Annotated in this window: 14 protein-coding genes; 8 read left to right on the top strand and 6 right to left on the bottom strand. The window is 47.3% G+C overall.

Annotated features, from left to right (window positions below; all coding sequences use genetic code 11):
• Positions 1-100: 100 nt before the first annotated feature.
• Together dkgA and yqhD are read right to left on the bottom strand one after the other, a co-directional pair.
• Positions 101-928, bottom strand: coding sequence for a 2,5-didehydrogluconate reductase DkgA (gene dkgA, locus VJY99_RS00630; RefSeq protein ID WP_324115351.1), 828 nt, complete (start codon positions 926-928; stop codon positions 101-103).
• 129 nt (positions 929-1,057) lie between these two features.
• Positions 1,058-2,221, bottom strand: coding sequence for an alcohol dehydrogenase (gene yqhD, locus VJY99_RS00625; protein WP_324115349.1), 1,164 nt, complete (start codon positions 2,219-2,221; stop codon positions 1,058-1,060).
• Positions 2,222-2,412: 191 nt separating this feature from the next.
• Here yqhD and VJY99_RS00620 point away from each other — a divergent pair, with 191 nt between their 5' ends.
• Positions 2,413-3,303, top strand: coding sequence for an AraC family transcriptional regulator (locus VJY99_RS00620; RefSeq protein ID WP_324115348.1), 891 nt, complete (start codon positions 2,413-2,415; stop codon positions 3,301-3,303).
• A 46-nt stretch (positions 3,304-3,349) separates the two neighbouring features.
• Here the strand turns inward: VJY99_RS00620 and VJY99_RS00615 are convergent, their stop codons facing one another.
• Together VJY99_RS00615 and metC are read right to left on the bottom strand one after the other, a co-directional pair.
• Complete coding sequence (locus tag VJY99_RS00615) at positions 3,350-4,009, bottom strand: DedA family protein (protein ID WP_324115346.1); 660 nt, start codon at positions 4,007-4,009, stop codon at positions 3,350-3,352.
• 199 nt (positions 4,010-4,208) lie between these two features.
• Entirely contained in the window at positions 4,209-5,396 is a 1,188-nt protein-coding gene (gene metC / locus VJY99_RS00610) for a cystathionine beta-lyase (RefSeq protein ID WP_324115343.1), read from the bottom strand.
• 188 nt (positions 5,397-5,584) lie between these two features.
• On the opposite strand from metC, the gene exbB reads away from it, so the two are divergent.
• The 3 genes from exbB to fucR all read left to right on the top strand — a co-directional run bounded on the left by exbB (position 5,585) and on the right by fucR (position 7,666).
• Positions 5,585-6,319, top strand: a complete 735-nt coding sequence (gene exbB, locus VJY99_RS00605; RefSeq protein WP_324115341.1) for a tol-pal system-associated acyl-CoA thioesterase — start codon at positions 5,585-5,587, stop codon at positions 6,317-6,319.
• Between the two features lie 4 nt (positions 6,320-6,323).
• The gene (gene exbD / locus VJY99_RS00600) at positions 6,324-6,749 is read left to right on the top strand and encodes a TonB system transport protein ExbD (RefSeq protein WP_324115339.1); all 426 of its coding nucleotides are present in this window, start codon (positions 6,324-6,326) and stop codon (positions 6,747-6,749) included.
• A gap of 185 nt (positions 6,750-6,934) precedes the next feature.
• Positions 6,935-7,666: an L-fucose operon activator gene (fucR, locus tag VJY99_RS00595; protein ID WP_324115337.1), complete on the top strand. Its 732-nt coding sequence runs from the start codon at positions 6,935-6,937 to the stop codon at positions 7,664-7,666.
• A 4-nt stretch (positions 7,667-7,670) separates the two neighbouring features.
• Here the strand turns inward: fucR and VJY99_RS00590 are convergent, their stop codons facing one another.
• Together VJY99_RS00590 and VJY99_RS00585 are read right to left on the bottom strand one after the other, a co-directional pair.
• The gene (locus VJY99_RS00590) at positions 7,671-8,057 is read right to left on the bottom strand and encodes a cytoplasmic protein (RefSeq protein ID WP_324115334.1); all 387 of its coding nucleotides are present in this window, start codon (positions 8,055-8,057) and stop codon (positions 7,671-7,673) included.
• 5 nt (positions 8,058-8,062) lie between these two features.
• The gene (locus VJY99_RS00585; protein ID WP_324115332.1) at positions 8,063-8,461 is read right to left on the bottom strand and encodes a hypothetical protein; all 399 of its coding nucleotides are present in this window, start codon (positions 8,459-8,461) and stop codon (positions 8,063-8,065) included.
• 102 nt (positions 8,462-8,563) lie between these two features.
• Here VJY99_RS00585 and VJY99_RS00580 point away from each other — a divergent pair, with 102 nt between their 5' ends.
• The 4 genes from VJY99_RS00580 to VJY99_RS00565 all read left to right on the top strand — a co-directional run bounded on the left by VJY99_RS00580 (position 8,564) and on the right by VJY99_RS00565 (position 12,130).
• On the top strand, positions 8,564-9,067 hold the full coding sequence (locus tag VJY99_RS00580; protein WP_324115330.1) for an ESA_00282 family adhesion-associated protein: 504 nt from the start codon (positions 8,564-8,566) through the stop codon (positions 9,065-9,067).
• Positions 9,068-9,264: 197 nt separating this feature from the next.
• Complete coding sequence (locus tag VJY99_RS00575; protein WP_324115329.1) at positions 9,265-9,825, top strand: NlpC/P60 family protein; 561 nt, start codon at positions 9,265-9,267, stop codon at positions 9,823-9,825.
• A gap of 176 nt (positions 9,826-10,001) precedes the next feature.
• A complete protein-coding gene (locus VJY99_RS00570) occupies positions 10,002-10,532 on the top strand; it encodes a hypothetical protein (RefSeq protein ID WP_324115327.1) in 531 nt (176 codons plus the stop codon).
• Positions 10,533-10,771: 239 nt separating this feature from the next.
• Positions 10,772-12,130: an 8-oxoguanine deaminase gene (locus VJY99_RS00565; protein WP_324115326.1), complete on the top strand. Its 1,359-nt coding sequence runs from the start codon at positions 10,772-10,774 to the stop codon at positions 12,128-12,130.
• The last annotated feature ends 28 nt before the right edge of the window (positions 12,131-12,158 follow it).

Here is a 12,158-nt window from a genome sequence, read left to right as displayed (position 1 = left end):
CATTGGTATAAAAAAGGTGGATGACGCTTGCGTTTATCCACCTTACAATTCTCTAGTAGGTCGGATAAGCGCAAGCGCCATCCGACACTATCAAACAATCTTACCCACCAAACACATCCGGGTCTGGCCCCAGACGCTTACTGCTATCTAACTTCGAAATCTCGCTTAACTCGTCTTTATCAAGACGGAAATCAAACACGTCAAAGTTCTCAGCAATACGCGTTGGTGTCACCGATTTAGGGATAACCACCAGGCCGCTGTCCAGATGCCAGCGAATCACAATTTGCGCCGGAGTTTTGCTGTATTTATCAGCCAGCTCGTGGATGATTTTTTTATCGAACACACCAGCACCACCCTGAGCCAACGGGCTCCAGGATTCGGTCTGGATCTTGTGTGTGGCATTCCATGAATGAAGTTGGCGTTGTTGCAGTAACGGATGGAGTTCAATCTGGTTGATAACCGGTGAGATACCCGTTTCATCAATCAAACGCTGAAGGTGGTTGAGCTGGAAATTACACACGCCGATACTTTTAACCAGACCCAGTTTTTGCAGCTCAATCATGCCTTTCCAGGCTTCAACATAATGATCTTTGCTCGGCACGGGCCAGTGCATTAGATAGAGATCAACATAATCCAGTTGGAGCTTTTCGAGGCTGTCTTCCAGTGCCTGACGTGGACGTTGCTGATCCTCGTTCCACAGTTTGGTGGTGATAAACAGCTCTTCACGTGGAATACCTGCTTGTTTTAGCGCACTGCCTACACCGTCTTCATTTTTATACGCAGCGGCGGTATCAATGGATCGATAGCCGACTTCCAGCGCTTTATCGATTGCAATCAGGACCTGATCGTTGCTGGCTTGCCAGACACCGAGGCCCAATTGCGGCATCACATTCCCATCCTGGAGCTTGATTACAGTTGGAGCTGTCATGTATTCCTCCTTAATGATTAAACCTGCATATTTCAAGTTGCAGGGGCGCTGGCTTGCCTGCAACTTGAATAATTTAGGGTTTAAGTCTGGACCAAATACGCAAAAACGAGAACCAAATGACTAAATTACTTAGCGTGCTGCTTCGTAAATACGACGGCTAACCTCTAAAGTAATGTCTTTGTGTTCACCCAATTGTGTCATGCCTTTCTCTTCCAGTTTCACCAGTAATGCCGGGATAGAACTGCCATCCAGACCATAGGCCGAAAGGCGAGTTGGCGCACCCATTTGCTCGAAGAAATTACGAGTCGCAACGATTGCGGCATCAATACGTTCTTCTTCGCTACCGCTGGTGATATTCCACACGCGCTCTGCGTATTGCAGCAGTTTGCCGTGTTTCTCGTTACGTTTTTCGTTCAGTAAAGCTGGCAGTACCACCGCCAGAGTTTGAGCGTGATCCAGGCTGTGCATTGCGGTCAGTTCATGGCCCAACATGTGCGTTGCCCAATCTTGCGGTACACCAGCCCCGATCAGGCCGTTTAACGCCATGGTCGCTGCCCACATTACGTTGGCACGAACGTCATAGTTTTCTGGTTCTTTCAACGCTATTGGGCCGTCTTCAACCAGCGTTAACAGAATACCTTCGGCAAAACGGTCCTGGACTTTGGCGTTCACCGGATAAGTAATGTATTGCTCAACGGTATGCACAAATGCATCCACAACCCCGTTTGCTACCTGACGTGGTGGCAATGTGTAGGTGTAAACAGGATCAAGAACAGCAAACACAGGCTGAACGTGCTCAGACATAAACGCCTGTTTGTCACCGGTTGAACGACGAGAAACGACAGCACCTTTGTTAGATTCAGAACCGGTTGCTGGCAGAGTCAGAACAGAGCCCATTGGCACGGCGCTTTTCACGTCGTTACCGTAAGTGAGCAAGATATTCCATGGGTCGATATCAACTGGGTAGTGAGCTGCTGCTGCGATGAACTTAGTTCCATCGAGCACTGAACCACCACCAACAGCTAGCAGGAAAGTCACTTTCTGCTGGCGAACCACTTCGACCGCTTTCATCAGCGTTTCGTAAGTTGGGTTCGGTTCAATACCGCTAAACTCCAGAACATCCAGACCTTCGAGTGCTGCATAAACCTGATCCAGCACGCCATTTTTCTTCACGCTGCCGCCGCCGTAGGTAATCAGTACGCGAGCATCTGCTGGGATTTGAGCACGTAGTTCGGAAATGGCACCTTTACCAAACAGGATGCGCGTCGGGGTATGGAGGTTAAAGTTGTTCATTATGAGGTTCCCGTATGGATTGGTTGAAGATAAAGCTTCACGAATTTGATGGAAGCCATTGTCGGCCTCAGGTGGTTATCTCTCAATGCTTATTCCTGCCTATATCTTGCCTATTTCTCCAGTGGGCTGGAGAAATGGAAGGAATAGTTGCACACTGACATCGTCAGGAAAGCCATGCGGAGTGCAGGAAAATGAAGCGGAAAGCGATTTGTCAGCAGTTAACGAACAAGATTAATTATCTGATACAAAAAGAAAATAGTGGATTAAGAACATTGCCTAACGTCAGTTTGCTGTATGGCACCAAACCCTATGCGCGTACACCAGTCATGTATGAACCGGGGATCATTATTCTCTTTTCCGGTCATAAAACGGGTTATCTGAACGATCGCGTGTTTCGCTACGATGCCAACGAATACTTATTGCTGACCGTTCCGTTACCTTTTGAATGTGAAACCTTCGCCACACCTGAAGTACCGTTGGCCGGACTACGCATTAATATCGATATTTTACAGCTTCAGGATTTGCTGATGGATATCGGCGAAGATGATTTATCGCACCCGCAAACCTGCTCAACGGGAATTAACTCCGCCGAACTATCCGAAGAGATCCTCTGTGCTGCTGAGCGTTTGCTGGATGTGCTGGAAAACCCGCTCGATGCGCGTATTTTGGGTAAACAAATTATCCGCGAGATCCTCTATCACATTCTGGTGGGGTCATGCGGTGCCGCACTGTTAGCACTGGTGAGCCGGCAAACACATTTCAGCCTGATAAGCCGCGTGCTCAGGCGCATCGAAACGCAATACACCGAAAACCTGTCAGTAGACCAACTCGCCGCAGAAGCGAACATGAGTGTCTCGGCGTTTCACCACAACTTTAAGTCGGTGACCAGCACCTCGCCGCTGCAATATCTCAAGAGCTACCGTTTGCATAAAGCGCGGATGCTGATTTTGCACGATGGGATTAAAGCCAGTACCGCGGCCATTCAAGTCGGGTATGAAAGTGCTTCGCAGTTTAGCCGTGAGTTTAAGCGTTACTTTGGCGTAACACCTGGGGAAGATGCCGCGCGGATGCGGGTAATTTAACGGATTAACAGGGTGGATAATTTCACGTTATCCACCCGGTAAAATTTTATGCCGGGGTAAATCTTTTCTTGATGACAACGAACAACGTTCCGAGTAAGCCTGCCACCAGAAGCACCATTGGCAGCACCATCAGGCAAGTCATGACCTGATCTTCGTGGCGTTTTACAAACGGAATCATACTCAAGGCATAACCCAGACTGGCCACACTCCCCACCCATAACAGCCCACTTAACCAGTTAAACACCTGGAAGCGACGATTGCTGAGGCCTGAAATACCCGCCATGGTTGGTAGAAGCGTGCGGACAAAGGCTAAAAAACGCCCAGCCAGCAATGCGAATAACCCGTGTCGGTCAAACATATGCGTCGCACGTTGGTGATATTGCGGCGGCAACTGTTGCAGCCAACATTTAACTGTTTTGGTATTACCGAGCCAGCGCCCTTGTGCATAGCTTAACCAGCAACCGAGACTTGCTGCTGTAGTGAGAATAAGAACTGTAGGGACAAAACTCATGACCCCTTTTGCCACTAACGCTCCCGCAAGTAACAGCAGACTGTCGCCCGGCAAAAAAGAGGCTGGCAGTAATCCATTTTCGAGAAACAGCGTCGCAAACATGACGCAATAAACCACTCCAACAACATGAGGGTCCGCGAGTGCAGCAAAGTCATGTTGCCAAAGCGCCTGAACGATATTATGTATAACAGCCATGGCAAATCCTGTGGAACCGCTTTATTAGGCGTGTCTAATTCTATAGTTGTTAGATTAGGTACACCTTAATTTAAGTGGCGTGCCTTTTTTTGAGAGTCTTAGTGTAACGCTAAATGGCCTGCGAGACCTTGATCACAGGCTCAACTAATCATCTTGAATTGAGAAAAACTGTCCTTTCAGGCATCCATATCTGGCAAATTCAGGCAATACGCTGGAAACCTGCATCGAGATCGGCAATCAGATCGTCGACATTCTCCAGACCAATATGAACGCGAACTAACGTACCGGAGAAGTCAATTCCCCCCGCAGGGCGAATCTCAGCCAGTTCTTCAGGCTGGTTGGCAAGGATAAGTGACTCATAGCCGCCCCAGGAATAGGCCATACTAAAATAACGAAAATGGTCCAGGTAATGCTGATACTGATCGTTATTTAAGCGTTTTTTAAGCACGAACGAGAACAAACCGCTGCTACCTGTAAAGTCTCGTTTCCAAAACTCATGGCCTTTGCTGCCGGGCAGTGCAGGGTGATTGACGCGTTCAACCTGTGGATGTTGTGCCAGCCATTCGGCAACTTTTAGGCTGCTTTCATGGTGTTGACGCAAACGTACACCTAATGTGCGTAAACCACGGCTGGTCATGTAAGCGGTATCCGCATCCAACATTTGCCCCATCAGGTACGAGTTCTCACGCAATTGATCCCAGCAACGGGCGTTCGACACCGCCGTCCCGACCATCGCATCCGAATGGCCAATCAAGTATTTGGTGCCCGCCTGAATCGAAATATCAATGCCGAAATCCAGTGCTTTAAACAAAATACCCGCCGACCAAGTATTGTCGATCATGATGATGGCATCGGGGGCGACGCTGCGTACTGCCTTAACAATGGCTGGAACGTCATGTACTTCCATTGTGATGGAGCCAGGCGATTCCAGAAATACAACTTTAGTATTGGGTTGCACAAGTTCAGCAATACCTGCGCCAATCATTGGGTCAAACCAGGTGGTGGTGACGCCGAGTTTTGCGAGGATCTTGGTACAGAAATCCTGGCTTGGTTCATAAGCACTGCCGGTCATCAGCACATTATCGCCATGCCCGACGAATGCCAGAATCGCATTGGCAACGGCTGCGGCACCACAAGGATAAAGTGCGCAACCCGCTCCACCTTCCAATTCACACATGGCTTCTTGTAACGAGAAATGGGTGAGGGTGCCACGGCGGCCATAAAACAGCTCGCCTTTCGCGCGGTTGGCGGTCGCTTGCTTCTTGGCTTCGACAGTTTCAAAAACCAAAGATGAAGCGCGTTGAATGACGCTGTTAACCGAGCCTTGGGTGAATTTCTTATCGCGCCCAGCATTAACCAGCGCCGTTTCAATGTGCTTTTCAGTCATGTTCACTTTACCCCATTTACCCATCTGGATGTCCAAATCTAACTTATCATGCTTTTGCTGCGTAAGCGCAAGGAATCCATGGACAATTTAAGGCACTCTTTAAATACTAATGAGAACTACTATCAATTCGATGTCGTTTTGATATTATTGCGCACAGTTTTTGTATTATTTCGTGGTGGAGAGTAAGAGTGACAAATAATTTGATGCAGACAGACCTCTCTGTCTTGGGCATGTATCAGCATGCTGACATCGTGGTAAAAATTGTGATGATCGGCCTGATTCTGGCCTCTGTCGTCACTTGGGCAATCTTCTTTAGCAAAAGTGTTGAGCTGATGTCGCAAAAGCGCCGTCTTAAGCGTGAGCAACAACAACTGGCTAATGCCCGCTCTCTGGACGAAGCCAGTGAAATGGCTGAAGCATTTGATGCGAAAAGCCTGAGCACGATGCTTATCAATGAAGCGCAGAATGAGCTCGAGCTTTCCACAGGCAGCGACGATAACGAAGGCATTAAAGAACGTACCGGTTTCCGCCTTGAGCGTCGCGTAGCGGCGGTGGGGCGTCATATGGGGCGCGGTAATGGCTTTCTTGCGACTATCGGTGCGATTTCGCCATTTATTGGTTTGTTTGGCACCGTCTGGGGCATCATGAACAGCTTTATTGGTATTGCGCAATCGCAAACCACTAACCTTGCTGTTGTGGCACCGGGTATTGCCGAAGCATTGTTGGCAACGGCTATCGGCCTGATTGCAGCCATTCCTGCGGTTGTTATCTACAACGTGTTTGCTCGCGTGATTGGCGGTCAAAAAGCTTCTCTGGGTGACGTTGCTGCTCAGGTTTTACTGCTGCAAAGCCGTGACCTGGACTTAGAAGCCAGTTCTCAAGCTCGTCCGGTACGTACGGCTCAGAAACTGCGTGTAGGTTGATCCCATGGCTTTACGTCTTAACGAAAATCTCGACGATAATGGTGAGATGCATGAAATCAACGTGACACCGTTTATCGATGTCATGTTGGTACTGCTGATTATCTTCATGGTGGCAGCTCCGCTTGCGACGGTCGATGTGAAGGTTAATCTTCCTGCGTCTTCAAGCCAGCCACAGCCGCGCCCGGAAAAACCGGTTTATCTTTCTGTCAAAGCTGACAAAACCATGTTTATTGGTAACGATGCCGTGACCAAAGAGAACATGATTAACACTCTGATGGCAGCGACAGAAGGTAAGAAAGACACCACGATTTTCTTCCGCGCAGACAAATCGGTTGATTACGAAACGATGATGAACGTGATGGATACGCTGCATCAGGCAGGGTATTTGAAGATTGGCCTGGTTGGGCAAGAAGTCACGAAGACCCAATAAGCTTTACTTTTACCCATCTACTCCATTTTGAGCGGCCTGCTAGTCAAACTAGCAGGCCGCTTTTTTATACTCCCTACCCGTAGACTTCTGCGATCGTCATCACAGAGAGCGAGCGAAGTGAGGTATCATCTTGTTAAACAAGAGCATCACATCCTAATATCCTGGCATTGCCGGGGGACTCAATCATGAAAGTCGAACGCCATCAGGAACTGGTTCAACTTGTCGAACAGTACAACGACCTGACGACACAGCAACTGGCTCAATTGTTAGACGTGAGCCAGGAAACGGTACGGCGCGATCTGCGCATGCTACAAAAGCAGGGAAAAATTGTTCGTCAGCATGGAAGGGCGAAGCGCATTAATCGGGGGGCAGATGAAAGCGGTGACCCGTTTACTGCACGCCTGAGAAGCCATCTCAATAGTAAAGCGGATATCGCCCACCGTGCGCTGGCCTGGATTGTGCCGGGAATGGTGATTGCTTTGGATGCCAGCTCAACCTGCTGGTATCTGGCACGGTTGCTCCCCGATATACCCCTGACCATTTTTACCAATAGCGAACGTATTTGCCATGAGCTTGCGAAGCGCGAGCATATTCAGCTCATCAGTACTGGCGGGGTGCTGCAACGCAAAGATGCCTGCTATATCAAAGCCCCGCTTGCAGTACACCTCAAATCCCTGGAGATCGATCTGTTTATGTTTTCCTGCGAAGGGGTTGATAGCAACGGGACGCTATGGGACACGCGCAGCTGGAATGCCGAATATAAAACCATGCTGCTTAAGCGTTCAGCCCAGTCGTTATTGTTGATCGACAAGAGCAAATTTGATCGAGTGAGCGAAGTGCGGATCGGTGAACGGGTTGATATCACTGAAATTATTACCGAAGGCGAGGCTTTTTCAGTCGCTACGAGCAAAGTGTAACGCCTTATAAATAAGGCGTTTTGTAGGTATTTTCCATCAGCGCACGAGTCCGCGACAGCGTTTGTGTTTCCTCGTTTCTGAGTTGCTGATAAACCGCTTCAAGCCGGGCAAGGATCGCGCTTTTCATCTGCGGCTGGTGGGCGAGAATTTCATTGAACACCGCCCCGTAAATTTCTTCTTTCACGCGGTAAGGATAAATTTGATGGCGGTTATGCCATTTTTGCTCAACCAGCGCCGAGGTAATGTTAATTTTCCCTTGTGTGAAACGAGCAATATTTTCATTTTTTATTAGCACCAGGGCGGCAATATTCTCACATAATAACGTGCTATCAGGGGCCGTTTCATGGGTAGAAACGGCATCTTGCGGAAGGTGTTGTTGTAGATCTGACATTGAGATTACTCATCCAGGGAATAAAACATCGGCCAGCTTTTTTCCTGGGTTAACTGATTGACCCAGACTTCTTGCAAATCTCGACTTATCTGCAATTTTTTATCTTCTATTAGCATTTTCAAATCGGCAGAACTGATTTTTTCTTGTTCTATTAGTTCATTTAATACGGTCACTATGGCTTCAATTTTTACGGCACAAAATAAACGGTCTTTCAAATGGCGATCGTTTTCTTCAAGCAATGTATTTTTTGCCTGCCCAGCGTAATGATTGGTGCTGAGAATCATTTTCTCTAGATCAAAAAGATTATCCTGAAGATTCAGAGTTAGAGCGCTATCGTCTGTTGATGGAGCCATTGCAACCTGCAGAGCAGGAAGGGGTACAGGCACCAGGTTGGTGGGTAGCATTAGAGATGTCCTTTTATATCAACAGAATGAAGTTCATCGTAACCAAGTATGATGTTGACAATATTTTGCCTCAAAATTACTATAAAAAAAACAGGAGTTCCCATGCAAAGCGTTTTTTATTCAATTGTATTAATACTGTTGTTGCTGTGCGGCATATTAGTGCTAATGCGTGAAAAATCCCATTCCACAGTGAATCCCATTCCGCAAGCTTCCCCTAAATTAAATTTATCTGACATTGATGAACGTGAAGATTACTTTGCGAAGTTAATTTCAAAAATTACCCCCGACTATTATTGGCGAGTCAGTCATGAATATGTCGATTTCGCCTATACCACGATAAAGCATATGAGCATTGATGAGCTTAGTGCGAACCGTGAACTGTTTAATGCTCAGCGGCGTTGCAGTGACTTAAACTCCGCCATTTATCGTTATTACGATAATCTGCGCAAACGCTGTGCTGAAGGTGAAAAAGTGCCGTTTGCAGATATTGAAGTGCTGAATTTACGTCAGTGCTTTAATGAGTTCAGTCATCACGCTTACCCGGAACTGGTCGCTTTGGTATGGCCGCATTATCAGTGTCCCGAGGTTGACCTGGCTAACGTGTAAGCACTTTTCACATGCAGTTTGAATCCCTATCAAGCTGTTTTTAAGGATTAAAAAAATGCATGTCTATTAGTGGACACAATTAAGGTTGGATAAAATTTACCCAGTGGTTATTATTTGCTCACCAAAAAGGAGTTGTTCTTCCTCGTTACCATAAATCAGGTAATGGTCTGTTTGCCCAAATCTGAAAGATATTACTTATGCCTCGTTTTAAAAATCTCGTAGCTCTGGTGTTTTTTGTGGCACCTTTAATTATTAGTGCCAATTCCTTTGCTTTTAATATGCCAAAGGAATTTGCATCATTGGGAACGAAATCTATTTCCCATAAAAGTTTATTTTCTGATAAAGGAAATGATATAAGCAAAATTAATAGTAGTGATGTTGGTAATATTCGTTCTGCGATATTGTCGCAATATTCCAACTGGAAAGGAACGCGTTATCATCTCGGCGGAACAACGCACAAAGGGGTGGATTGTTCAGCGTTGATGCAGAAAATTTTCAGTGCCTCGTTTGGCAAGTCACTGCCCAGAACCACGACACAACAAATCCTGGATGGCCAGCAGGTCAGCAAAGAAAAGCTCAAGCCTGGTGATTTAGTGTTTTTTAAAACCTCCCCAGGAATGCGCCACGTGGGTGTTTACGTAGGTGATAATAAGTTTATTCATGCTTCAAGTAGTGTCGGTGTGACGATGTCATCCCTTGCGAATCATTATTGGGTTGAACATTACGAAACGGCTCGACGTCTTGAAGTGATGGGGTAAATATAATTCAGTTTTTAGTTCTGTTGTTTGAACTACTTTTACCATACTGTGTCGAACGATTTTGAAATATCCATCTGTATTTATATATTTTATTAATGTGGTAATGGGAATACATACTCTTAAATTATTAATTGACTAAAGAATATCTATTCTTATACCTGGCAGGAATGTTTTATATGAAACATAATTTTATTCGTCATCTGGCGGGTGCAGTATTGATTGTAGTGGCTGCGGGTAGCATGCTCGTAGGTTGTGACAATAAACAGAAAGGAGATACAACAATGAAATTTGTCAATGTAGAAAAGGTTTTAGTGGATGCCGGTCTGGTAAAACAAGAGCAAGATTATCTCATGGCCGTCAACCAACAGTTGCAGAAAGGTATGCAAATGGCTGAAAAAAGCTATACCAGCCTACCCGCAGATAAAGTCGAAGCCGCGCGAATCGCAGACAAAAATTTACTTACAAAACAATGGAAAGCGCAGCAGCAGGCCGCACGTAATGTTGTGCTCAATACACTGAAAAAAGCGTCAGACTCTTACCGTATTGAGAAGAAAATTGATGTCCTCATGCCAACGCAAACCGCGTTATCTATTGATCCGGAACTGGATGTCAGCGCTGATTTGATCGCTAAATTGAAAACGGAAAAACTGGATTTTGGCAAACTGCCAGAAATTACCACTAAAGTGAGTGCCAAACCGGCGAAATAAGCGGCTGAGAAACCGGCATCTCAATAATCTCACCACAGTGATGAGCTTCGCTTGAACAAGCGCGATGCTCATTACTGTGCCCCCAAACTGCAGCCCCAACAAAACATCATAAGAAAACGTGATGATGGGCATTTTTATTGTTGGGTAGAATGGCTAAATTATCCCCTTGTAATGCCTGGATCAGCAGACAGGCCATAACTGAGCTGGCTTTCTATTATCTTCTTTGACAGGAGCCAGTCATGTCTGCAAAACGTTTATGGATCAAAAATCCCCGCGCTGTTTTTACTGCTAATGCCCAGGATGCCACCGGTGGAGTGGTGATTGAAGGTGCGGTGATTCGCGAATTAATTCCCGCAGGGGGCGAACCCACTATCCCTTGCGACCAGGTGTTTGATGCCCGCGAACTGGTCTTGTTACCCGGCCTTATCAACACCCATCATCACTTCTACCAAACTTTGACGCGCGCATGGGCACCCGTGGTTAACGTGCCTCTCTTCCCATGGTTAAAAACGTTATATCCCGTTTGGGCACGGCTTGATGCAGAAGCATTAGCCTTGGCCAGCAAAGTGGCGATGGCCGAATTGCTACTTTCCGGTTGCACCACCACCACGGACCATCACTACCTTTTCCCGCAGGGCATGGAAGAGGCTATTGATGTGCAAGTGGATGTGGTAAGCGAAATCGGTATGCGTGCCGTATTAACGCGTGGTTCGATGAGCCTGGGTGAAGATGAAGGTGGGTTACCTCCACGCCACACCGTACAGAAGGCCGAGACAATTTTGCGTGACAGTGAGCGGTTGATTAAACGTTATCACCAGCGCGGCGATGGGGCGTGGTTACAAATAGCGCTTGCTCCGTGTTCTCCGTTTTCTGTGACCACTGAAATCATGCGCGATAGCGCGTTGCTTGCGGAGCAAGAAGACGTGCGGCTGCATACGCATCTGGCTGAAACGATTGATGAAGAAAACTTCTGTCTGCAACGCTTTGGCTTGCGAACCGTGGATTATCTGGAAAGTGTTGGCTGGTTAAACGACCGAACCTGGCTTGCCCACGGTATCCATTTTAATGAGAGTGAAATTCAGCGCTTGGGCAGTGCGGGCGTTGGTGTCTGTCATTGTCCGGTTTCAAACATGCGCCTTGCATCAGGTATGTGCCCAACGGTTGATTTGGAAAATGCGGGCGCACCAGTGGGTCTTGGCGTTGATGGCTCTGCATCTAACGATGCGTCAAACATCATGTACGAAGCACGGCAAGCACTGTATCTGCAACGTCTGCGATATGGCGCTGAAGCGATTACGCCACAACGCGTATTGGGCTGGGCGACACGTGGCTCGGCAAAACTGATTGGGCGTAGCGATATTGGCGAAATTGCCGTTGGAAAACAGGCCGATTTAGCGCTGTTTGCCCAGGACGAGCTCCGCTTTAGTGGCAGCCACGATGCGATTTCAGCCTTGCTGTTATGCGGTGCGGAAAAGGCTGAGCATGTGATGGTTGGTGGTAAGTGGCGAGTGTCCGACGGTAACATCGTCGGGCTGGATGTGCCGGATCTGATCTCCCGCCATCGCCGTGCGGCGAAGAAATTAGTCGCTGATGTTTAATATTAATCCTCAGTAACTTCCTCGCCGC

This window comes from Buttiauxella sp., from assembly GCF_035271705.1.
Taxonomy (GTDB): domain Bacteria; phylum Pseudomonadota; class Gammaproteobacteria; order Enterobacterales; family Enterobacteriaceae; genus Buttiauxella.
Note: the sequence above shows the minus strand (reverse complement) of the source record. Positions and strands in the feature narration are given on the sequence as shown.